Origin of the sequence: Paenisporosarcina sp. TG-14 (assembly GCF_000297555.1) — a bacterium.
Classification (GTDB): Bacteria; Bacillota; Bacilli; order Bacillales_A; family Planococcaceae; genus Paenisporosarcina; species Paenisporosarcina antarctica.
In genome coordinates, this window is the sequence record NZ_AMGD01000006.1 from 35,674 (window position 1) to 57,161 (window position 21,488).

Genomic DNA, 21,488 nt, shown 5'->3' on the forward strand with positions numbered 1-21,488 from the left:
GCACAATTTAGGAGGAGGTTAGATGAAAAATATTAGCGTGAATTATTCAGTAGAAAATGGTGTTGGATTAATAAAATTAAATGAGCCAAAATCTCGCAATGCTCTCTCCACAGAAATAAAAAAAGGGTTGCTAACTTCATTGGATTTGGCAGAAGAAGATCCGGAAGTGAAAATCGTAATTATTTCCGGAGAAGGCACTACCTTCTGTGCTGGAGGAGACATAAAAGGCATGGGAAGTCGGACAACGTTGGAGTCGGTCGAAAAAATCAATATTACCAGTCGGATTGCAATCAGGATGGAAGCGTTTCGAAAGCCGATTATTGCATCAGTTACTGGTTATGCCGTTGGAGCAGGATTCAGTTTGGCATTGGCGTCGGATATCATATTTGCTGATGAAGAGTCAAAGTTTGGACTTAGTTTTTCAAAAGTCGGATTGATACCTGATTGTGGTGCACTATATTATCTTCCCCGAATGGTAGGACCTTGGAAAGCAAAAGAGTTAATTTTCTCAGGGGAAATGCTTTCCTCTAATCAAGCACAAAATTTAGGAATTGTGAACCGGATATTTCCTAAAGGACAAGTTTTTGCAGAATCAGTTCTCTTTGCGGAAGGTTTAGCAAAAGGACCAGCGCAGACCATGCAATTTGTGAAAACCATCATTTCGAAAACGGCTAATCAAAGCTTGGCAGGAACGGTGGAATATGAAAATTACGCACAATCTATTTTGCAACAGACAGACGATCATGCTGAAGGTATTCTAGCATTTAAAGAAAAGAGAAAACCTGTTTTTGAAGGAAAATAAGTAATTCTAAAATATATTGAATCGAGGAGAGATAGGATGTCAAGTAGAGAAGCAGTGATTATTGAAGCGGTGCGATTGCCAATAGGAAGACGCAATGGTGTATTTTCTGAAACTAGACCTGAATATATGTTGACTGCGGTGCTTAAAGGATTGATGGAGCGAAGTGGAATTTCGTCGGACGCAGTGGAAGATGTCATTGTGGGATGCGTTACTCAAAATCAAGAACAAGGTAACAATATTGCGAGACTAGCAACGTTGATGGCAGGTCTTTCCGAACATACACCGGCTATGACCTTGAACAGGAAATGCAGTTCTTCGCATCACGCCGTACATCAAGCTGCTCAAGGAATACTTGCAGGTGATTACGATGTTGTCATCGCAGCGGGAATCGAAAATATGAGTAGACACCCACTTGGTACTGACAAAGTGGAAGAGCCAAAAGAATTAACTAATTTATATGAGATTATCCCGCAAGGTCAATCAGCTGAAAGAATTGCAGACAAATGGGGAATTTCACGTAAAGATTTGGATGAATACTCATATCGAAGCCATCAATTGGCGGAAAAAGCAAGACAAGCTGGACACTTTCAGAGAGAAATTATTCCAATTGAAGTAGATAAAGATGGGAAGAAAATTCAAGTTGCTTTAGATGAAGGAATTCGATCTCAAACAACGATAGAAAAATTAGCGGAATTGAAACCGGTTTTTCTTTCGGAAGGTAAAGTTACTGCTGGAAATTCAAGTCAGATCAGTGATGGAGCTGCCGCTGTTTTAATCATGTCCAGAGAAAAAGCGGAATCTCTCGGATTGAAGCCAAGAGCAAGAATCATTGCCCGTGAAGTTATCGGGTCAGACCCGACGATGATGCTTACCGGACCTATCGCCATTACAAAGAAAATACTTGATAAAATCGGTTTAACTGTTGACGATATTGACGTTTTTGAATGTAATGAAGCATTTGCGGCTGTAACGCTTGCTTGGATGAAAGAGCTTGGAGCAGAAGAGAGTAAAGTGAATCCGCGCGGCGGCGCAATTGCGCTTGGCCATCCTACAGGGGCAAGTGGAGCTAGACTCATGACGACTTTGCTGCATGAACTTGAAGACATGGATAAAAGATATGGACTTCAAGTGATGTGTGCGGGTGGAGGAATGGCAACCGCAACGATTATAGAAAGATTTTGATTAGGAGGAATCATATGCAATTCGATAATCAAGTAGCCATTATAACAGGATCAGGACGAGGGATTGGCCGTTCATTGGCATTAGAAATGGCTCGAGCTGGAGCAAAAGTGATAATTAATGATTTAGATGAAGAAGTCGCTAATTTAGTTGTCGAGGAGATAAAAAAAGACGGTGGAGAAGCATTAGCTGTTATCGGAAGTGTAGCCGAACGAGAGACAGCAGAACAATTGGTCAAAAAGGCGGTACAACAATATGGAACAGTAAATATTCTGGTCAATAATGCCGCCGTAACGAGACCTGCGATGATTGATAAAATGACAGATGAACAATGGGATCTTGTCGTGGATGTAGGAATGAAAGGTGTTTTTAACTGTATACGGGCAGTGGCACCTATTTTTAAAGAACGCGGAAAACAAAATCCTGATGCATTGTCTAATGGTAAAATTATCAATATTACTTCTGTTGCAGGTTTGACAGGTTCAATCGGTCAAATTAATTACTCAGCTGCAAAAGCAGGTGTTGTCGGCATGACTATGTCGACCGCAAGAGAATGGGGGAAATACAGAATCCAATCCAACGCTGTTGCATTTGGGATTGTTGAAACAAGAATGACTGAAATCATCAGGACAGAGAAATTTGAAGATGTCTATAAAAATAAAATCGTGTTAAATCGATTCGCGCTAACAGATGATGTTGTACCGGGTATTATGTTTCTTTCATCTCCAGGTGCGAATTACATAACTGGTCACGTATTGAATATTTCTGGGGGCTATCATATCGGAGTTTAGAAAATTCTCCACTGCAGGCGTTCCTACTTTATCAAAAGAGGTGAAAAAATGATCGATCGAAATATTATTGGAAAAGAAAATGAACCTGAGTATCACGAGGTTGAAAAAGGGGCTATCCGCAAGTTTGCAACAGCGATTGAGGATGACAATCCTGTTTATCACAATGAGGAATATGCAAAGCAAAAAGGATATCCTTCACTTCTAGCTCCACTGACATTTCCGACGACATTCAGAGGTAAGATACAGGAATGGTTTAAAAATCTGGATAAAAACCGGCTACTACACGGAGAACAGGAATATCATTATGAACGCCGTTTTTATGCTGGCGAACGAATAAAGCTAGTTGAAAAAGTGGCAGATGTATATGAGAAAAAAGGTAAGAACGGCATGATGACTTTCATTATCAGGGATCGAGAAGGATACGATGAAGCGGACAAAAAGCTATTTACGGAAAGGTCAACATTCATAGTAAGAGAGGATAAGCGGACATGACAACGTTCAAAAAGGTTTACGAGAAAACTGCTGTTCCTGAGTTAATAAAAAGTCCTATTACTCGTGTTCAACTTGCACAATATGCAGGGGCATCCGGTGATTTTAATCCAATTCATATTGATGAAGAATTTGCAGGGATATCTCCTCTTGGCGGAGTTATCGCTCATGGCATGCTCTCGATGGGATTTTTGGGACAATTTGCAGAAAAAATTGCTGGAAATCTAGGGGATGTAAAGACGTTAAAAGTACAGTTCAGGGCAATAGTTAGGCCTGGAGATACAATCTCATGTGAAGCGGAGCAGAAAGAATTAATGAATAACGAGGTCCAATTCAATATAACTGCGAAAAACCAAAATGGAGATATAGTCGTTAAAGGAGAAACAAGGATTGAACAGAAATGACTGATAATCTAAGAGGAGGGTTTATTTTGCCCGAACAAACTCATTCACTAAAACCAATGTTTTCACCGAAATCGATTGCCATTATAGGAGCATCGGGAGACACAAGCAAAATCAGTCACAAGCCGGTCTCAAATTTAAGAGAAGTCGGTTATGAGGGAGAAGTATACTTAGTCAATTCGAAATATGAAGAAATCGCTGGATATCCTTGTTATAAAGATATTCAAAGCCTACCTTCAAATATTGACCTTGCACTTATTTCAGTAAACTCGTCCAAAGTGCAAGGAATACTAGAAGAACTTCATGCAAAAAAAGTGAACAGTGTTGTAATCCTTAGTTCGGGTTATTCGGAAATTGGTGAAAAAGGAGCACAGTTGGAAAAAGAATTATCCGATTTTTCCAAAAATAACAACATACCAATTTGTGGTCCCAACTGCCTAGGGTTAACAAATTTTAAAGAAAAGACGATTGTTTCATTTTCAAGTTTGAAGTTTGGCGATTATGATCCCGTCGCATTCATTACACAAAGTGGCGCATTGGGTTCCCTCACGTATACCCTCGCCAAAGAAACGGGACTAGGATTTCAATATTTCGTTTCCAGCGGCAATGAAACCAGTGTCGATTTCTTTGACTACGTAAACTATTTCGCTGAGGAAGAAGAAGTAAAAGTAATCGGTGGTTATTTGGAAGGTGCAAGAGACTTCTTAAAAATGGAAAAAGCAATCAAAGTATGCCAGGAGAAAAATAAACCTTTAGTGTTGATGAAGGTTGGAAATTCAGCAAAGGGTGCGGAAGCAGCCAGTTCCCATACGGCATCTCTTGCAGGTAATGCAGAAGTTTATGAAAACTATTTTAAAAATAACAATGTAGTACGTGTATTAAATGAAGAAGAGTTGACCGATACATTAAATGTGTTTACTAAAACTTCAAAACCCAAAAAATCCGGGGGTGTAGCCATTGTCACTCAATCAGGTGGAGCAGGAATCATTATGGCTGATCAGTGTGAAGTAAGGAATATTCCTCTGGCAGAATTATCGAGCGAGACGAAAGAAGCATTGTTAAAAGCACTCCCGAAGTTTGCATCAGTAAAAAACCCGGTGGATACTACCGCTCAAGTCAATCAAACTCCCGATCAAATTGTGGATGCTGTAAAAATTGTTCTTGAAGATGATGGTGTGGAGTCAGTATTGATCTATTTGCAAATGACAGACGATCGATTCTTGCCGATCTTGTCAGAATTAGAGAAGCTGTCTCAAAATGCAGATAAAATATTGGTACTCTGCTGGTCGGGCATACAATCAAGCACTAAAGAAATTTTGTTCAAACATAAAGACATCTGCTGGATTCCGAATCCTACGAGAACCATCGATGCTGTAGCAAATGTCATGCATTACTATAGAAAAATAGTACAAAAAGTTTCAGTAAAAGACAGTAATCCAAGAATAACCAAAGAACATACGACGAAAATCACGGGCATCATGAATGAATGGGAAAGCAAGTCATTGCTTAAACAATATGGTGTTGCTGTTCCTATTGGAAATCTTGTTCACAGCGAAGCCGATTTAAAAGATCTTGATCTTAAGTTTCCTGTTGTCATGAAGGCTGTTTCTTCGGATATTGCGCATAAAAGCGATTATGGATTAGTTAAATTGAACATCAATTCTTTGGAAGAAGCAGAACAGGCCTATAAGGATATTTTAAACAATAAACAAAACTATTGTGATGACAAAAAGCTAGAAAGTATTTTATTAGAAGAAATGTCGCCGAAAGGCGTTGAAGTCATTATTGGCGCAGTGCAAGATGAAGTTTTTGGCCCATGCATCATGTTTGGACTTGGAGGGATATTTGTGGAGGTGATGAAAGATGTCGTTGTCATGCCAACTCCACTGACGGAGGAAACAGCATTAAAGATGGTTCAGTCAATCAAGAGCTATCCGATTCTAGAAGGTGTTCGAGGTAAAGTGAAATATGACATAAAAGCATTGGTAGAAACGATGGTCCGCATTTCTGAACTTTGTGTAGATAAAAAAGATAATTTGATAGAGTTTGATATCAACCCTTTAATTGTCCATGAAGAAGGTATGGGAGTAACAGCAGTAGATGCATTGATAGTGGGTGAACAAAAAAGTGAAAAGGAATTGCACTTAATTAATTCGTTTGAAGTCAATTAAGTATAAAAATCGTACTTTTTCTTTACTAAAATGAATAAGGAGAACAGATTCCATGACAAAAAAAAAGATAGATAATCTTAAAAATTCTTTGGAGTTACCGGTTATTATGGCTCCAATGTTTTTAATTTCAAATCCACAAATGGTAATTAAAGCTTGCGAAGGGGGAATTGTCGGCTCATTTCCGGCTCTAAATGCCCGAACAAAAGAAGTTCTAGAAGAGTGGATGATTCAGATTACCACTGCACTGGATGAATTAAAGAAAAATAACCCGAATAAAAACATCGCACCATGGGCGGTCAATTTTATTAGTCACCGTACAAACAAAAGATATGTAGAAGATCTTGAACTGGTAAAAAAATATCAACCACCCATTGTCATCACTTCACTAGGAGATCCGAGTCCAGTCGTGAAAGTTGTACATGAGTATGGAGGTACTGTTTTATCGGATGTCATAAATATGAAATTTGCTAAAAAGGCTATTGAAAAAGGGACGGATGGCCTGATTCTTGTCTCCAACGGAGCGGGTGGACATGCGGGGATTTTGAATCCTATTTCCTTTATTCATGAAGTCAGAGAATTGTGGGATGGACTCATTATTTTGGCTGGAGGAATATCAAAAGGTCAAGACATACTAGCAGCTGAAGTATTAGGAGCAGACTTTGTTTATATGGGCTCAAGGTTTATTGCATCTGAAGAAAGTATGGCAGCGGATGCATATAAAGATATGGTCATTAACTCGACGATTGAAGATGTCTTATACACCGATGCATTCAGTGGGATTAAAGGGAATTATCTGATTCCAAGTATAGTAAGAGCAGGTTTAGATCCTTGTAATTTAGAAGAAAAGAAGGAAATCAATTTTTCTTCTGTTAATAACCCTCAAGCAAAAGCTTGGAAAGATATTTGGGGAGCGGGCCAAGGTGTTGGAGATGTAAAGAAAGTAGAATCCGTATCAAAAATTATTAAAGAACTTCGCTGTTCTTATAATGAAGCAAAGGCAGCTATTGCTCATGCTAAAGAACCATTATTGAGTGGAAATTGAAACAGAAGGTGGTGAGTATGGTGCAACCGATCATACAGGATATACGTGAAAGCTTCGAAAAAAGTAGATTCTTTTCATATATAGGTTATGAAATCATCGAATTCCAAGAAAATATGGTTTTATTGAAACTACCAATAAATGAAGAGTTCTTGAATGTGAATAATACCTTGCATGGAGGGGTTCACGCAGCCATGCTGGACCAGGTACTCGGAATGGTGACAAGAGTGACTTCTAAAACTCGATGTGCAACCATTAATTTAAACATTAATTATCTTGCTCCTTCAATGAGTGGATCTATATATGCAAAAGCCAATATCGTTCAACATGGATATCGAATTGCCACTGCAGAAGGCGAAATATATGATGAACAAGGAAAAACGCTAGCAAAAGGAATTGGAACTTTTAAGTTATTTAGAGATTAATATATTGTCTTTTAAAAGAATTTCTCTTTATTTCACTTTTAGCATTTGCGATTTCAAACGTTTTAAAATTAAAAATTCTTAATAATAAGGAGTAAAGAAATGAAGAAACTAGATTTACCTGTTGTGACTTTTACACGTGCCCAAAATCAATTTAGAAAAGAAGTAAGAAATTTTTTAGAAAGAGAACGAAGTATGGGTTCTTTCATAACTCATGCAGATTCCTGGATGAGTGGATACTCCTCTGAATTCTCTAAAAATCTGGGTAAACAAGGGTGGATTGGGATCACATGGCCTAAAAAGTATGGTGGGCAAGAACGTTCCGCACTCGATCGTTACATAGTGACGGAAGAATTACTAGCAATAGGTGCACCAGTTGCATCGCATTGGTTTGCGGACCGACAATCTGGTCCACTTTTTTTGAAGTTTGGGACTGAAGAACAAAGGAAATTCTTCTTACCAAAAATTGCAAAAGGAGAGTGTTATTTCTCTATTGGACTTTCTGAACCAAACTCTGGCTCGGATTTAGCATCTATAAAAACAAAAGCTGAAAAAGTTGAGGGAGGATGGATTATAAACGGCATGAAGACTTGGACTTCTGGTGCACATCATTCACACTATGCGATTACACTTTGCAGAACATCCCCACCTGATGCAAAGAATCGTCATGCTGGAATGAGCCAATTCGTCTTAGATCTTTCTGCTGAAGGTGTAACAATCCAACCGATTCAATTTTTGACTGGAGAGCATCATTTCAATGAAGTTTTTCTTGAAAATGTTTTTGTACCGGATGAATATGTCGTGGGAGTAATTGGGAATGGTTGGAAGCAAGGAATGGAAGAGCTTGCTTATGAAAGAAGTGGACCTGAACGGGTTATGAGTACGTTTCCTTTATTGCAGGAAGCGGTCGAATATTTGAAAGAGCAAAATGACGTTAATGGACTTGCCCAGGCACTTCAACTCGTTTCTAGAATGTGGTCGTTACGGAATATGTCAATAGGTGTTGCACAGATGCTTGAAAAAGGTGAAGACGTTAGCTTAACGGCTTCTTTAGTAAAAGATCTCGGCACAATATTCGAGCAAGCAGTTGCTGAAATGGTCCGTTTATTAATCGATTCAACACCTTCAGTTACTTCCGAAAAATTAATGGATCGATTGATGGCAGAATCAGTTCTTCACGGACCTGGATTTACATTGCGCGGAGGAACGACTGAAATCCTTCGAGGAATTGTAGCAAAAGGAGTGTTAGCAAAATGAGCGAAATGCTGGAGTATATAGTAGACGCAACAAATAAAATCTTAAAAAAACATGTCACAAAAGAATTGGTTGACGCATCCGAAAAAGGTGAATGGTCAGATCAACTTTGGGATGTACTCGTGGAATCAGGACTTGTATCTGTTGGAATTGAAGAAGATTTAGGTGGAACAGGCGGAGATGCAACTGATGGATTTGCGATACTTCGTTTAGCAGGTAAATATGCCGCTCCGGTTCCAATCTTTGAAACCATTATTGCAGGTTGGTTATTGGCTGAATATAAGGTTGAAACGACATATGAACCCATATCATTTATTATAAATTTCAAAAATGATTTGAAATCAAGTGATATCGTGTTAAAGCAAGTTCCTTGGGGCAGACATGTCAAAAAAGTCGTTTATATCGGTAAAATTAATGGTGTAGCCAAAATCGCTATTCTACCTACTGAACATGCTACAGTTAAACCCAACCAAAACTTGGCGGGAGAACCACTGGATAATTTACATTTCAATGGAATTAACTTAGAAAAACTTACTCAATTCGATGTTGATCAACAGGAAATTTTCAAAAAAGTAATGACGTTAGCTGCTCTCGGAAAATCAGCGATGATGTCTGGTGCGATGGAGCAAGTTCTTGATATGTCTGTATTTTATGCAGGTGAGCGACAGCAGTTTGGCCGTCCGATTGGAAAGTTTCAAGCGGTCCAACATCACTTGTCAGCACTTACAGCCGAAACGGCAGTTGTATTAGCAGCTCTTAATTATGCAATCGTGGCTTTTCAAGAGGGAACTATAAAAGAGGAATTGCCTCTAGCAAAAATGAAGATTTCCGAGTCTGCAGGAATAGTAGCAGGAATTGCACATCAATTGCATGGAGCAATCGGAATGACACATGAACACCAACTTCATCAACTTTCCAGAAGATTGTGGGCTTGGAGAGAAGATTATGGTAATGAATCATATTGGGCAAAGAAATTAGCTAAAACTTATATTGAAGACAATAATTTAACACTTTGGGAATTCATAACGAATGAGAAAAGAGGGAATGTAAATGTCTGATTTATTATTTGACGTTGAAAATGGAATTGCAACAATTACACTAAATCGTCCCGATTCAATCAATGCATTTAGTGGCGAAATGATAGACCTTTGGATCAAAGCCCTTGAAACGGTTCGCGATTCTGAAGACATCCGCGTACTTGTCGTACAAGGAAATGGACGTGGATTTTGTTCAGGTGGGGACATAAAAGAAATGATTGCAGGTCGAGGGTTTTATAAGACGGATGAAGACCGTATTTCTACAGGTCTTAAACGTAAGAACTCATTATGGCAAAAAGTCCAACGCGTGCCTCTATTGTTACAAGAAATCGATCAACCAGTCATTGCGAAAGTTCATGGTATTGCATTCGGGGCAGGTCTCGATATGGCATTGATGTGTGATATTCGTATTGCCGCTACATCTACAAAACTTTCTGAAAGTTATGTAAAAGTAGGACTTGTACCTGGAGATGGAGCAGCCTATTTCTTGCCTCGTTTAGTGGGAACTGATCAAGCGTTGCATATGCTTTGGACGGGAGAAATTTTTGAAGCGAAAGAAGCAAAAGAGATGGGGTTAGTGACTTTCGTAGTTGAAGATGATGAGTTGGATGCTTATGTTCAGAAATACGCCGAGCGTCTCGCTGCGGGACCACAGCAAGCAATGCGTTTAACAAAACGTGCTGTTTATCAAAGTAAGGAAATGCCACTTCGCTCTTCGCTTGACTTTATATCGTCCAAAATGGGCTTGGTAATGGAATTAGATGACTTTAAAGAAGGTGTACAAGCAGTTACAGAAAAACGTAAGGCTAAATTCAAATAATATGTAATGCAAGAACTGTAGGAGTGAACAACTATGACGAAACCATTAGAGGATATTCGTGTCCTTGATTTATCTCGTGTATATGCTGCTCCTGCTGGTGCTGTGATGTTAGCAGATCTAGGGGCAGATGTAATAAGAGTCGAACAACCAGGTGGCACGGATAGTATGCGAGATTGGGGACCGTTCTTAAACGGCGAGAGTACTTATTATATTAGTGCAAACCGCAACAAACGTTCAATCACTTTAAATTTAAAAGAACAACAAGGAAAAGAAATGTTCCTTGAGCTTCTGAAGAAGTCAGACGTTGTTGTTGAAAACTTTAAAACAGGCACGATGGAAAAACTCGGTCTGGGTTATGAAGAATTGCGTAATGTCAATCCGCGAATAGTACTGTGCTCTGTTACCGGGTTTGGTCATACTGGACCGTTAAGTAAAAATCCGGGTTTTGATCCGGTTATACAAGCAATGAGCGGGTTGATGGATGTGACGGGAGCGAATGACGGCGAAGCGACTAGAGTAGGAATTCCGATTGCTGATATTTTAACTTCATTATATGTAGCTTTAAGTGTGACTGCCGCACTTCGTCAAAGAGATCTAACGGGAGAAGGACAAGCGATTGATTTATCACTTCTAGATGTACAGGTAAGTAGCATGGCGAATGTAGCAAGTGCATACTTGAATACTGGTATGATTTCAGAACGTCTTGGTAATCGACATAATAATGTAACTCCATACCAATTGTTCCAATGCAAAGATGATCCAATTATGATTTGCGTTGGAAATGATGGCATGTTCAAGAAATTTGCTCTGTTACTTGGCCATCCAGAATGGGGAACTGATAGTCGTTACGTAACCAATAGTGTACGTAAAGACCACGAAGTGGAGTTGGTTGAGCAAATTACGCGAATAATAGAAAAGAAACCAGCACATGAGTGGTTAGTTAAGTTAGAAGAATCTGGTGTGCCAGCAGGTCGAGTGAATAATATCGCTCAAGCCCTCGAACAAAAGCAAGTGATTGCCCGCGACTCGGTGGAAACAATGGAACATTCAGTTGCTGGGAGCGTAAAGTTAATGAAGAATCCCATGCGATTTAGTGGGCTTAATATTGAAACCACATTACCTCCGCCTTATTTGGGGGAACACACGGAGTCAGTATATAAAGATTTATTAGGGTTAAATGAAGAGCAGATAAAAAAGTTAAAAGAGACACATGTTATATAGATATTAGCTTTCCTTCATCGTTGTTTGTAGGATCCACTTCGTATGTGCGGTGGGGCTGTCAGAATTAGAATCAAAGAATTAATGTTTACAATATAGTAATTAGCTTTAATCGTGTCAATTCTAATCTTTAATCATAAAAAAACTATCACTGAATAAGATGGTTTTACTCTCATTTAGTCACTTCATTTGACGGTTATGCTTTTATTTTGATCGTTTGGTTTACTACCAAACGGTCTTATTAGTTTTCCTTAATTTCGAGGTGGAGAAGATATCTTATATTTATAATGTTGTATACAACGTTTTTACCTTTAAAAATGTCCGCTTAGATCCAAACCCGATAATGGATATACCAGTAAATGTCCAAATTTATTATTGGGTTTCCAATTTCAAAATACTAGTGCCGAAGGTAGAACTTCTAGTTAACCAAATAACCACTGCCACTCCAAAAAAATGAGCGATGACTTAGTCACCGCTCATTTTTTCGATTTCCAGTTTATCGTGCAATCAATTATTGTCCTAATCAATCAGGAATGATAAAAATATCAAATATTACTAATCACCTCAGGAGGAGTAGTGGATAATAAGGTGTCAATTGTTATATATGCGTGCTGTTTATCATTTTCCCTTGTTACCTTTTACCTTGATGAACCAATAAGCTACATAAATGATGTAGATGGGGGTTGCTATGTAAATTAAATAAGGGAATCTTCCATAGGATTCAATATTGACTAAGACTAAAAGCGCCCCTAAAAATATCGTTACAATGGTTCCATACTTAGGTAAAGGAACCTCTTTTAAGCTAGGTATTTTAAGTTTACTTACCATTAAGAAAGATAAAGCTGTAAAAATAACAGTCGTTACGATACTTGGGATTTGATTATTAAATAACGTTAATAATGCTAATATACCACCAGCAGCTGTGATGGGTACACCGGTAAAGTGAGAACTGGACTCGTCTTCGGGAGCAGTATTAAATCGTGCTAACCTATAAGCTCCAAATAGAGGAAATAACCCGGAAATAGCGAGACCAAGAAATCCATTATTGAAAAATATCGTGTAGTATACCAAAAAACTTGGAGCCACACCGAAAGTTACGATATCGGCCAAAGAGTCTAATTCTTTCCCTAAAGGGGTTTCAGCATTTAACATTCTTGCAATTCTGCCATCCATACTGTCTAACATCATACCAATGAGAATTAATACTGCAGCATTTGTATATTGATGGTTTGCAGCATAGCCAATAGACAAAAATCCACAAAATAAATTTCCTAATGTAAAAAGATTAGGTATCTGTTTTTTTATATTCATATTCCACCTCACTTACATAGTCAGTTGTACACAGTTAGTTTACTCATTGAAAAAGAAATCTAACAATTTTTATACTAATATCGTGTATTGCTTGTCTGATTATAACATTGATTACTTCAGCTAGGTAAAGGTTAGTATAGGGTAAAGCTTAAGGAAATAATAGTGGAGGAATATATATGTATGATCCAACAATTTTTGAAAATTTAAAAGTAGCATTTGAAAATCATGTGTATGATTTAGATAATATAAATCACGAAATTAATATTACGAACCGAGTGGATCGAATGAATTTTTCCATTATGGCTAGGGATTTTGCCATTCGATTTACTCTAGTCGATCAACAAGACGTTACAGCAGAAATTGTATTAGAAGCTTCTGTAGAAGAACTAGCAGCGGAGATATTGGAGCAGCCTGATAAAAATCCTGGTTGTTCTTTATTATTACGATTTTATAAGCATGTTCAAAATGTACCTAAACAGTGTAATGAGATAGAGCAAGCACTAACAGATATCTGGGAACTTGACTCTAAGTTAACTCAGACACTGAGCTTCGTGTATGAACAAGGAGCGACAAGTTACCTAGACATTATTGAAGTGACATTTGACCATAAAATTAATGAGCAGCATATGGATGACATTGCAGATTTTCTAGATTATGTTTTAGAAACGCTGGAAGTATTAAATGATATATGAAAATATTTATGAACCTGTGAAGTTAAGTTGCTTAAAAGTGAAGGTATGAAATCCACTCTAATGAAAATTCAATTTCTTAACATCATGGAAATAAATTGTGAAAAGGTGATTAGCATGAAAGATCCCCAAAAATACGAAGCGATTAAATTCTTAGAGGGTAAAAGAGTTTATCTTAGACCAATAGAAAATGAAGACCTAGACTTGTTCTATGCTAAAGCTCTTTGGGACAAGGAGGTTAGGAGACTAACAGGAACACAAACTGTATTTAGTCGATTAGGAGTTCAAAAATGATTTGAGAAAATCTCAGAAGACAGTAGCAGGGTAGATCTAATAATTTGTTTGCAGGAAAATGATCAACCTATCGGAGATATAGCCATGTTGGATATCGATCACAAAAACCGAAACTCTGCGGTTCGAGTCTCTATATTCAATCGTGAATTTTGGGGCAAAGGTTATGGTACAGAAGCGATGTCATTGCTACTAGAATTCGGATTTGAAATATTAAATTTACATAGGATAGGTTTAAACGTCTATTCTTACAATACTAGAGGAAAGAAGTCTTATGAAAAGCTAGGATTTAAACAAGAAGGAATCGTCAGGGATGAAATATTTTATAATGGACAATATTATGACTCCATTTTAATGGGCGTTCTGAAAGATGAATTTAATCAGAATTAACTCTCCTCTGCTTCATACTAAATTCAAAAGCAGCCGAAATTAAATATTCGGCTGCTTTTATTTTGTTTAATATCAGGAAATCCGTAGAGTAACAAGAGGTGAAAGCATAAAAATGAATTGGTATTTAAAGGGATATAAGCATTTTTAGCGAATGTAATAATTATTGAACATACGGAGAAAAGGAGGAATGGAGTGAAAACAGCATTACTAAAAACGATAATTCATGAAGAATCGGTTAAGTACTTTGATCGTGTACATAGGTCTGATTGGAAGCAGTTCCTCTATATGGGACGGAATGAAGAATGGTACCAATTTGAAGAGACAAAAGATTTGGATGGCATTGCTTGTCCTGTTCTATTTATTGTTGGTGAAGGAAATAAAGATTATTTGGAAAACGAAGTGGAAAGACTAAATAGAGAAAAAGACATTATTTAACTAGTAATCTTTCATATAATTACTCGAACAAAGTGAAAGGAAAAAGGAGGGGGTTTTTTGAAAACGTTTAAGGAGTATTTGCTAATTAATATCCTTTTAATTTTCTTCCACTTTGTGATGTTATTCATCGCCGTCATGGGGATTGGTGGAGGAACAGGCCATCCCCCTAAAAGTGAAATGATTAAATTTATACTGTTCTTTTCTAGCGTTGGAGCGTCTCCTAACCTATTGGTATTTCTGTTTTCTTTGATAAGGAGAAAAAGCATAAGAGAAAATGCACTATGGGCATCTGTATTTTCATTGATTGTAATGGTAGGTTACTTTACTTTATATTGGAATCTGCTTAATGTGTCCTAATATTGGTTGAAACAATCAGGACAGGCTGTATAAAGAGTTTACATAGAAAAGAGTTAATTTTTCCTCTAATTATTAACATAGTGAAATGAAAAAGGAGGAAGACTTTTGAAAACGTTTAAGGAGTATTTGCTAATTAATATCCTTTTAATTGGGTTTCATTTTATGATGTACTTTACTGCTGTCATGGGATTTGGCTCAGCAACTGGTCGCCCCCCTAAAATCGAAATAATTAAATTTTTATTATTTTTTTCAGCAATTGGAGCTTCTCCTAACCTATTGGTTTTTCTGTTTTCTGCGATAAGGAGAAATAGCATAAGAGAAAATGCACTATGGGCATCTGTATTTTCCTTGATTGTGATGGTAGGTTACTTCACTGTATATTGGAATTTACTTAATATGTCCTGATATAAGAACTGAATCTGAATGCCAATAAGTAGCAGGAAATGATTTATGAAAATAAAATAATACGATTAGTCCCTTAAATAGAATTTAGGTTTATTAATAAATATTTCAAGACGGAAAATTTACTGATATCCTCTTACTAGTTCAACTTGATATGTTTGATTATTCATTTTTTTTGAAGTAGTAGTGATATAATCAGTTTAATTGCATAAAACCGGTTAGGGTTACTTCCAAATAAACAAAATTCAGAAGGTCAATCCTTATACACTATTCGTTGAATTGAAAAGAAAGAAAAGGTAGGGATGATTTGGTATAGTATACAACCGGATAGTGATAGCGCCTGCTTATATCTATCATATCTATATTAAGGAGAGTTCAGAAAGATGTATGCCAGTTCTGTGCTTCAAAACAAGAAATAATGGTGAAAATTTCACGAATAATATCCCTTGGATTAAGTGTTTTTGGTGGAAATTAATATGCTTGCACTCTATATAAAAAATTGGATATAAGACCAACTCTATTTCAATGGGAAAAAACTTATAAGGATGGGGATATGATGAGTAGTCAACGGAAATTAATATCGTTTATTGCTACAAGTTTAGATGGATATATTGCGACAAAAAATGAATCATTAGATTGGTTGTTTAAAGTTGAAGGCGAAGATGATAATGGGTACTCAGACTTTTATGAAACTGTGGATACCATATTAATGGGGAGAAAAACGTACGATTGGATTTTGAACCAAGAAACAGAAGATTTTCCATATAATAAAGAATGTTTCGTTTTTTCGAGATCTGTAAACGGTGAAAACAAGAATGTGAAATTTGTTAATGAAGATATAGTTGATTTTACAAATAAACTGAAGAATGAAGAAGGGAAAAATATTTGGATTGTTGGTGGAGGAGAGTTATTACATCCTTTTATAAAGGAAAAATTAGTGGATGAAATTATTCTTACAGTTGCACCTACTTTAATTGGAACAGGTATTTCCTTGTTTAAAGAAGACAATTATCAACTAGAACTTTCTTTAAAAGGAACGAGGCGTTTCAATCAATTCGTCGAACTTCATTACGAAGTTCAAAAGTGACAAACTTTGTTCAGCTTTTTTAATGCTCGATTTGCATCAAGGTAAAGCAACTAAGTGACTAAGTCACTTAGTTCGGCTTTTTTTTAGGAAATGCTAGAGAATGTTTTAGTAAGCTCCATTTGAGTATGTTACTTCATAACTATGGCTGTATACTTCGAAAATGATGCCAAAGGGATCTTCTACATAACACATTCTGTATGGCTTTTCTCCAGGATAATATTCTCTGATCGGCATTCTTTGCTTTCCGCCAGCTGCAACTATTTTTTGTACCATTCCTTCTATATCCGGATCTTGGATACTAAAGTGGAAGACGCCACTCTTCCAATATTCAAAGTTATCTTCTGGTTTTTGACTATTTCTAAATTCAAATAATTCTATTCCGATTCCATCTGAAGTAACCATGTGAGCAATATTAAATGTTTTCCATCCTTCTCCAAAAACATCTATGCACATTTGACCTATAGCTGAATCTTTTTCTTCAACTACTTCCGATGGTTCCATTACGATATACCATCCCATTACTTCGCTATAAAATTTAACAGCCTCTTCTAAATTTGTAACGGATAATCCTATGTGTGAAAACGCTCTTGGATATGTCATTTCTAAACTCTCCAATCTCTGTGTTTGTATTTTCTTGATAAAAATTAGTATACGAAGTACCCTTTATTTAAGCAATACGGCACTATTTTGTGCCATAGGTACGAAAACCATACTATTGATGAATCTAGGGAGGACAAAATGAGTAAAGTTAAGAAGGAATATGTTTGTGCTTTAGGGCTTACCATAGATTTAATCGGTGGGAAGTGGAAGCTTATGATTTTATGGTATTTAATAAGTGAGCCTAAAAGATTTGGGGAACTAAAGAAGTCTATACCAGGTATTACTCAGAAAATACTAACTGAACAACTAAGAGAGCTTGAAGAAAGAGGAATTATTTCTAGAGAAGTTTTTGCTTGTGTTCCGCCTAAAGTAGAATATTCAATGACCGAATCTGGAACTAGCTTAATCCCCTTAATCAATCATTTATGTACTTGGACTGAAGCATATGCTAAAGAAAACGATATAAAATTAAATTGAAAAAGATGTAAGCCGTGGTATAACAATAAAAAATAGGCATCCAATCGTACTGCTAATTGGGTGCCTATTTTGGTTTTTATTTAAGGGAAAGTGAATCAATACTGAACGGCTTATCATCTGATAATAAGTGTATTTTGTATGAATACTTAAGAAATGGAATCCATATTTCTCTTCATTTCTGGGAGGAATAATCATCTCAAATTTAAATCTCTACTATTGAGTAGCCTTTGTTTTTAATAACTTTATACTCATTGCAATAAAAACGATTCCTGTTAATTTAGTTAAAATGAATTGAACGTTCTTATTTCCCCTTAATTTATTTGTGGATTGAGAAGAGAAATTAGCAATAAAAAAGCCCCATATGCCGCCAGTTACGCAAAAAGTAAGACCTAAGAGTAGAAATGGGAGAGGGCTTGAATTTTCTGGACTGATAAACTGAGGTATAAAAGCAATAAAGAATAGTGCCACTTTAGGATTTGTCACGTTGACTATCATCCCTTGGAGAAATATCTTTCTATGTAACATTACTTGAACTTGTTTTGGTTCAGGAGCAGTGGTCTTTCTAGCTAGGATCATCTTGATGCCTAAAAAAGCTAAATATACAGCACCTACTATTTTAACGGTATTAAATAGAAAAATAGAATTCATTAAGATGATAGATAAACCAAAGGCTGCTAACAAAGTATGAATGATAGACCCTGATGTAATCCCGAGCGCAGAATAAACACCTGTTTTTGTTCCTTGAGAAATACTTCTACTTATTATGTACATGGTGTCGGATCCTGGGGTTAGGTTTAAAAGAATAGCGGTCATAATAAAAATTTCAAAGTTTACAATGCCGAACATTTTCATTCTCCTTATATAAATTATGTATTCACCTATGTATTTTTCTCCCTAAGAAAAAAGAGGACAATTAAATTTGTCGTGTCCAACTTTTAGGAAGAATGATTTTACCTTGGACATTTATGATGAGAACACCCGAGAGTGCAATAATTCCTCCAATTAATGAAAGAGTTGTAGGCCATTCACTTAGCCAAATCCATGCAACCAAAATCGCAACTGCCGGTTCGAGGTACATCATACTTGCTACTGAACTTGCATTACCTAAAGAAAGGGCAATGGCCCAAGTGACATAAGCAATGGCAGCTGGAAAAATTCCGACATAAAGGGTAGATAAATGAGCTTCAATTGTGGCGTTTTGAATGGATGTAAAAAGTCCGGGCGAAAAAAAGAAAAACGGAAGCGTCCCTGCCCAAGTAAAATAAGCTGTCAATTCGATCGGATTGTAACGAGTTAACAATGTTTTTTGAAATACAAAGAACACGGATGTTGCAACTGCGGCAATTAAAACTAAAATCGCTCCATTAGACAATGTGAGGGATGGGAATTGGGTACCTTTTATAATAATCTAGCAAATACGTGGTGAATAAAATATATAGGCAGGTTAAAGATTACCTTAACATTACAGCTTTTTGCGATTTTGTACACAATAAAAGTGTACTCTTTTTGCTAATCGAACCTGTTTAGCGAACTTGGAAAAGGATAATACAGATGGTTTTGTATGACAAGGGATTGAAGAGCGTTAAAATCTGGATTCAAATAACTGTTCAACCCGTTACTGTTTAATTTTTATAGTAAAATATCAACAGTAACAGGGGAGTGGATGAAAAGTTACTCTTTTGGTAAGTGAATACTGATTGTTGTTCCTTCTTGAAGTCCAGTCTTAACTGTGATGCTACCTTTATGCAAATGAATAATATTCTTTACTATAGCGAGACCTAGCCCCGTTCCTTCTGTTTTGCGACTTCGTGCTTTATCTACCCGATAGAATCGATCGAATGCCTGATTTAGCTGTTCTTCAGACATTCCGATACCCTCATCGTGGATAGATATAGTGATTTGGTTATCATCGTTAAATGTTTCAATGTAAATATTGCCATTCTGCTCGCTATATTTAATCGCATTACTCAATAGGTTCTCCCACACAGTTTGAAGCAATGGCGCATTTCCCATTATATTGTCAGCTTTTAAGGAATGTGAGAGGCCCATTTCTTTTTCTTCTAACTTCCATCGAAATCTTTTAATGGTTTCTATCCATTGTGTATTAATAGAAAGTGGTTCTAAATCTTGAAGTTTAGTTACTTCATCCAAAGTAGTTAATGAAAGTAATTGCTTGGTTAATTGGGAAAGTCGAGTAGTCTCTATATGGACAATATTTCGGTAATCAGTTTGTTGTTTTTTGGATAGGTCGGGCTGATCTAATAATGTAAGATAGCTTTGAATATTATGGAGTGGAGACTGAATATCATGAGAGACGTTGTTCACAAATTCTTTTCGCTTTTTTAGTAGCTCTTTTAATTGACCACGCATAAGCTGAAAACTTTCTGCTAACTGACCTATTTCATCTTTTCGATGGATATTTATTGGTTCATCAAAAGATTCAATGGCCATTTTTTTGGTTACATTGGTTAAGTGAGTGATAGGATGAATGAGTTTTCTAGCTACCAAGATCATCCCTAAAATACTTAACAGCATTAGACCGATGCCAAGACCTCCGAATAAAAGACGAAGTTCCCCAAACAACATGTCGATGTTTGGACGAATAAAAAGTGCATGTTCTATGCCATCAACTGTCAAAGGTACACCTACGGAATTTTTCAATTCATTTGCAAAAAAACCTGTCACAAACGTTTTTCGAGGGAAATTAAGCATACCGTGATATACATCACCAGCTATAACAGTAGAGATTAGATCCTTTGATAATATTTTTTCACGGTACTCTCCTCCATAAAATAAACCAATACCATTTTCATCCTCAATATAAAGTTGATAACCTGATGCACCTAACATCTTTAACGCTGGGCTAAGCTGTGAAGAATCAAGACCTTCCAAGTATGTCGCCATTTCAGTTGCTATAGCTACGTTCTTGGCATCATTATCTTCTTTAACAAATTGGTGGTAATACGTATTCATTACATAAAAGGAAGTCACGCTACTTATAAGCATAGTTAAAAGGGTAAACCATATGAACTTAACATAAAGGGAGTGTGTCATGTTTCTTCCTCGAGTTTATATCCAACACCCCGTACTGTTGTGATTTGAAGATCTGGTGCCCATGTTGAAAGTCTATTACGAATCCGTTTAATATGAACATTCACGGTTTGATCATCGCCTGCGTAGTTGATGCCCCAGACACTCTCAATAATTTGATCTCTGGTGAAAACAGACTTAGGTCGAGAAGCAAGGAGACGTAAAACTTCGAACTCTTTAAGAGGAAGCATCAGGGTTTGGCTAGCAGTCTGAACTTCATAGCTTCTACCATCAATTTTTATTGAGCCAATACATATAATCGCATCCTGATTTTTATCATATCTTCTCAAAATGGCTTGAATTCGGAAGAGTAACTCCTTAAATTCAAACGGTTTTACTATATAATCATCAGAACCTGATTTAAATCCTTTTTCTTTGTCCTCAATTTGATGTTTTGCGGTTAATAAAATAACAGGTATCTCGTAAATCTTTTTAAGTTCTTTTGTAACTTCAAATCCATTTATTCCAGGCATCATAATATCGATTACGGCTAGATCTACTTTTTGTGTTTTCATCAATAAGAGAGCCTCATTACCAGAATATGCAGAGACTACTTCATAGCCATAGCGATTTAATTCAATTTGCACAAATTTCACCATGTTTTGATCATCGTCCACTACTAAAATTCTTGTCATATTCTCTTCCTTTCATGATATAAACAGTAGCAGGTTCTAATTGCTTAAGTGGTTCCTAGGTATGTGAATGTTTCAAGTCTATAGTTAGTATTATAACCACA

The 21,488-nt window shown here is 36.7% G+C and carries 26 protein-coding genes; 20 read left to right on the forward strand and 6 right to left on the reverse strand.

Going from position 1 to position 21,488, the window contains the following annotated elements; genetic code table 11:
• Positions 1 to 22: 22 nt before the first annotated feature.
• The 12 genes from C406_RS0102770 to C406_RS0102825 all read left to right on the forward strand — a co-directional run bounded on the left by C406_RS0102770 (position 23) and on the right by C406_RS0102825 (position 11,626).
• Entirely contained in the window at positions 23 to 802 is a 780-nt protein-coding gene (locus C406_RS0102770) for an enoyl-CoA hydratase/isomerase family protein (RefSeq protein ID WP_017379060.1), read from the forward strand.
• A gap of 36 nt (positions 803 to 838) precedes the next feature.
• Entirely contained in the window at positions 839 to 1,984 is a 1,146-nt protein-coding gene (locus C406_RS0102775; protein WP_017379061.1) for a thiolase family protein, read from the forward strand.
• Positions 1,985 to 1,998: 14 nt separating this feature from the next.
• Positions 1,999 to 2,772, forward strand: coding sequence for an SDR family NAD(P)-dependent oxidoreductase (locus C406_RS0102780; RefSeq protein WP_017379062.1), 774 nt, complete (start codon positions 1,999 to 2,001; stop codon positions 2,770 to 2,772).
• Positions 2,773 to 2,820: 48 nt separating this feature from the next.
• Complete coding sequence (locus C406_RS0102785) at positions 2,821 to 3,264, forward strand: MaoC family dehydratase N-terminal domain-containing protein (RefSeq protein WP_017379063.1); 444 nt, start codon at positions 2,821 to 2,823, stop codon at positions 3,262 to 3,264.
• Positions 3,261 to 3,665 (forward strand): MaoC/PaaZ C-terminal domain-containing protein, encoded by a 405-nt coding sequence (locus C406_RS0102790; protein ID WP_017379064.1) that lies wholly within the window; start codon positions 3,261 to 3,263, stop codon positions 3,663 to 3,665. Before C406_RS0102785 ends, C406_RS0102790 begins: the two co-directional genes overlap by 4 nt.
• Before the next feature lie 26 nt (positions 3,666 to 3,691).
• A complete protein-coding gene (locus tag C406_RS0102795; RefSeq protein WP_017379065.1) occupies positions 3,692 to 5,833 on the forward strand; it encodes an acetate--CoA ligase family protein in 2,142 nt (713 codons plus the stop codon).
• A gap of 52 nt (positions 5,834 to 5,885) precedes the next feature.
• Positions 5,886 to 6,875, forward strand: a complete 990-nt coding sequence (locus C406_RS0102800) for an NAD(P)H-dependent flavin oxidoreductase (RefSeq protein ID WP_017379066.1) — start codon at positions 5,886 to 5,888, stop codon at positions 6,873 to 6,875.
• 17 nt (positions 6,876 to 6,892) lie between these two features.
• The gene (locus C406_RS0102805; RefSeq protein ID WP_017379067.1) at positions 6,893 to 7,297 is read left to right on the forward strand and encodes a hotdog fold thioesterase; all 405 of its coding nucleotides are present in this window, start codon (positions 6,893 to 6,895) and stop codon (positions 7,295 to 7,297) included.
• A 99-nt stretch (positions 7,298 to 7,396) separates the two neighbouring features.
• On the forward strand, positions 7,397 to 8,551 hold the full coding sequence (locus C406_RS0102810) for an acyl-CoA dehydrogenase family protein (RefSeq protein ID WP_017379068.1): 1,155 nt from the start codon (positions 7,397 to 7,399) through the stop codon (positions 8,549 to 8,551).
• A complete protein-coding gene (locus tag C406_RS0102815) occupies positions 8,548 to 9,606 on the forward strand; it encodes an acyl-CoA dehydrogenase family protein (protein ID WP_017379069.1) in 1,059 nt (352 codons plus the stop codon). Before C406_RS0102810 ends, C406_RS0102815 begins: the two co-directional genes overlap by 4 nt.
• Positions 9,599 to 10,405, forward strand: coding sequence for an enoyl-CoA hydratase/isomerase family protein (locus tag C406_RS0102820; RefSeq protein WP_017379070.1), 807 nt, complete (start codon positions 9,599 to 9,601; stop codon positions 10,403 to 10,405). Before C406_RS0102815 ends, C406_RS0102820 begins: the two co-directional genes overlap by 8 nt.
• 33 nt (positions 10,406 to 10,438) lie before the next feature.
• Positions 10,439 to 11,626, forward strand: a complete 1,188-nt coding sequence (locus tag C406_RS0102825; RefSeq protein WP_017379071.1) for a CaiB/BaiF CoA transferase family protein — start codon at positions 10,439 to 10,441, stop codon at positions 11,624 to 11,626.
• 615 nt (positions 11,627 to 12,241) lie between these two features.
• Here C406_RS0102825 and pssA read toward each other — a convergent pair.
• The gene (gene pssA, locus C406_RS0102830; protein WP_017379072.1) at positions 12,242 to 12,934 is read right to left on the reverse strand and encodes a CDP-diacylglycerol--serine O-phosphatidyltransferase; all 693 of its coding nucleotides are present in this window, start codon (positions 12,932 to 12,934) and stop codon (positions 12,242 to 12,244) included.
• A 176-nt stretch (positions 12,935 to 13,110) separates the two neighbouring features.
• On the opposite strand from pssA, the gene C406_RS0102835 reads away from it, so the two are divergent.
• The 7 genes from C406_RS0102835 to C406_RS0102860 all read left to right on the forward strand — a co-directional run bounded on the left by C406_RS0102835 (position 13,111) and on the right by C406_RS0102860 (position 16,585).
• Complete coding sequence (locus C406_RS0102835) at positions 13,111 to 13,626, forward strand: hypothetical protein (RefSeq protein ID WP_017379073.1); 516 nt, start codon at positions 13,111 to 13,113, stop codon at positions 13,624 to 13,626.
• A gap of 114 nt (positions 13,627 to 13,740) precedes the next feature.
• Positions 13,741 to 13,917 (forward strand): hypothetical protein, encoded by a 177-nt coding sequence (locus tag C406_RS21320; RefSeq protein WP_337471338.1) that lies wholly within the window; start codon positions 13,741 to 13,743, stop codon positions 13,915 to 13,917.
• Between the two features lie 9 nt (positions 13,918 to 13,926).
• Positions 13,927 to 14,304, forward strand: a complete 378-nt coding sequence (locus C406_RS19260; RefSeq protein ID WP_337471351.1) for a GNAT family N-acetyltransferase — start codon at positions 13,927 to 13,929, stop codon at positions 14,302 to 14,304.
• Between the two features lie 192 nt (positions 14,305 to 14,496).
• Positions 14,497 to 14,739 (forward strand): hypothetical protein, encoded by a 243-nt coding sequence (locus C406_RS0102845; protein ID WP_017379076.1) that lies wholly within the window; start codon positions 14,497 to 14,499, stop codon positions 14,737 to 14,739.
• A gap of 57 nt (positions 14,740 to 14,796) precedes the next feature.
• Entirely contained in the window at positions 14,797 to 15,096 is a 300-nt protein-coding gene (locus C406_RS0102850) for a hypothetical protein (protein WP_017379077.1), read from the forward strand.
• Between the two features lie 105 nt (positions 15,097 to 15,201).
• Positions 15,202 to 15,501, forward strand: a complete 300-nt coding sequence (locus tag C406_RS0102855) for a hypothetical protein (RefSeq protein ID WP_017379078.1) — start codon at positions 15,202 to 15,204, stop codon at positions 15,499 to 15,501.
• A 553-nt stretch (positions 15,502 to 16,054) separates the two neighbouring features.
• The gene (locus tag C406_RS0102860; protein ID WP_017379079.1) at positions 16,055 to 16,585 is read left to right on the forward strand and encodes a dihydrofolate reductase family protein; all 531 of its coding nucleotides are present in this window, start codon (positions 16,055 to 16,057) and stop codon (positions 16,583 to 16,585) included.
• A 105-nt stretch (positions 16,586 to 16,690) separates the two neighbouring features.
• Here C406_RS0102860 and C406_RS0102865 read toward each other — a convergent pair whose 3' ends face one another.
• Entirely contained in the window at positions 16,691 to 17,185 is a 495-nt protein-coding gene (locus C406_RS0102865) for a lactoylglutathione lyase family protein (RefSeq protein WP_017379080.1), read from the reverse strand.
• Positions 17,186 to 17,323: 138 nt separating this feature from the next.
• On the opposite strand from C406_RS0102865, the gene C406_RS0102870 reads away from it, so the two are divergent.
• Positions 17,324 to 17,662 (forward strand): winged helix-turn-helix transcriptional regulator, encoded by a 339-nt coding sequence (locus C406_RS0102870; RefSeq protein ID WP_017379081.1) that lies wholly within the window; start codon positions 17,324 to 17,326, stop codon positions 17,660 to 17,662.
• A 213-nt stretch (positions 17,663 to 17,875) separates the two neighbouring features.
• Here the strand turns inward: C406_RS0102870 and C406_RS0102875 are convergent, their stop codons facing one another.
• The 4 genes from C406_RS0102875 to C406_RS0102890 form a co-directional block, all read right to left on the reverse strand.
• A complete protein-coding gene (locus tag C406_RS0102875; RefSeq protein ID WP_017379082.1) occupies positions 17,876 to 18,508 on the reverse strand; it encodes a LysE family translocator in 633 nt (210 codons plus the stop codon).
• Between the two features lie 67 nt (positions 18,509 to 18,575).
• Entirely contained in the window at positions 18,576 to 19,034 is a 459-nt protein-coding gene (locus C406_RS19265; RefSeq protein WP_017379083.1) for a DMT family transporter, read from the reverse strand.
• Between the two features lie 299 nt (positions 19,035 to 19,333).
• Positions 19,334 to 20,635 (reverse strand): sensor histidine kinase, encoded by a 1,302-nt coding sequence (locus tag C406_RS0102885; protein ID WP_192812573.1) that lies wholly within the window; start codon positions 20,633 to 20,635, stop codon positions 19,334 to 19,336.
• Positions 20,636 to 20,712: 77 nt separating this feature from the next.
• A complete protein-coding gene (locus C406_RS0102890; protein WP_017379085.1) occupies positions 20,713 to 21,387 on the reverse strand; it encodes a response regulator transcription factor in 675 nt (224 codons plus the stop codon).
• Between the last annotated feature and the right edge of the window lie 101 nt (positions 21,388 to 21,488).

Bases quoted from the DNA above. Each gene is read 5' to 3' on its own strand.
- C406_RS0102770 (WP_017379060.1), top strand. From the start codon at position 23: ATGAAAAATATTAGCGTGAATTATTCAGTAGAAAATGGTGTTGGATTA.
- C406_RS0102775 (WP_017379061.1), top strand. From the start codon at position 839: ATGTCAAGTAGAGAAGCAGTGATTATTGAAGCGGTGCGATTGCCAATA.
- C406_RS0102780 (WP_017379062.1), top strand. From the start codon at position 1,999: ATGCAATTCGATAATCAAGTAGCCATTATAACAGGATCAGGACGAGGG.
- C406_RS0102785 (WP_017379063.1), top strand. From the start codon at position 2,821: ATGATCGATCGAAATATTATTGGAAAAGAAAATGAACCTGAGTATCAC.
- C406_RS0102790 (WP_017379064.1), top strand. From the start codon at position 3,261: ATGACAACGTTCAAAAAGGTTTACGAGAAAACTGCTGTTCCTGAGTTA.
- C406_RS0102800 (WP_017379066.1), top strand. From the start codon at position 5,886: ATGACAAAAAAAAAGATAGATAATCTTAAAAATTCTTTGGAGTTACCG.
- C406_RS0102805 (WP_017379067.1), top strand. From the start codon at position 6,893: ATGGTGCAACCGATCATACAGGATATACGTGAAAGCTTCGAAAAAAGT.
- C406_RS0102810 (WP_017379068.1), top strand. From the start codon at position 7,397: ATGAAGAAACTAGATTTACCTGTTGTGACTTTTACACGTGCCCAAAAT.
- C406_RS0102815 (WP_017379069.1), top strand. From the start codon at position 8,548: ATGAGCGAAATGCTGGAGTATATAGTAGACGCAACAAATAAAATCTTA.
- C406_RS0102820 (WP_017379070.1), top strand. From the start codon at position 9,599: ATGTCTGATTTATTATTTGACGTTGAAAATGGAATTGCAACAATTACA.
- C406_RS0102825 (WP_017379071.1), top strand. From the start codon at position 10,439: ATGACGAAACCATTAGAGGATATTCGTGTCCTTGATTTATCTCGTGTA.
- pssA (WP_017379072.1), bottom strand. From the start codon at position 12,934: ATGAATATAAAAAAACAGATACCTAATCTTTTTACATTAGGAAATTTA.
- C406_RS0102835 (WP_017379073.1), top strand. From the start codon at position 13,111: ATGTATGATCCAACAATTTTTGAAAATTTAAAAGTAGCATTTGAAAAT.
- C406_RS21320 (WP_337471338.1), top strand. From the start codon at position 13,741: ATGAAAGATCCCCAAAAATACGAAGCGATTAAATTCTTAGAGGGTAAA.
- C406_RS0102860 (WP_017379079.1), top strand. From the start codon at position 16,055: ATGAGTAGTCAACGGAAATTAATATCGTTTATTGCTACAAGTTTAGAT.
- C406_RS0102865 (WP_017379080.1), bottom strand. From the start codon at position 17,185: ATGACATATCCAAGAGCGTTTTCACACATAGGATTATCCGTTACAAAT.
- C406_RS0102870 (WP_017379081.1), top strand. From the start codon at position 17,324: ATGAGTAAAGTTAAGAAGGAATATGTTTGTGCTTTAGGGCTTACCATA.
- C406_RS0102875 (WP_017379082.1), bottom strand. From the start codon at position 18,508: ATGTTCGGCATTGTAAACTTTGAAATTTTTATTATGACCGCTATTCTT.
- C406_RS0102885 (WP_192812573.1), bottom strand. From the start codon at position 20,635: ATGAATACGTATTACCACCAATTTGTTAAAGAAGATAATGATGCCAAG.
- C406_RS0102890 (WP_017379085.1), bottom strand. From the start codon at position 21,387: ATGACAAGAATTTTAGTAGTGGACGATGATCAAAACATGGTGAAATTT.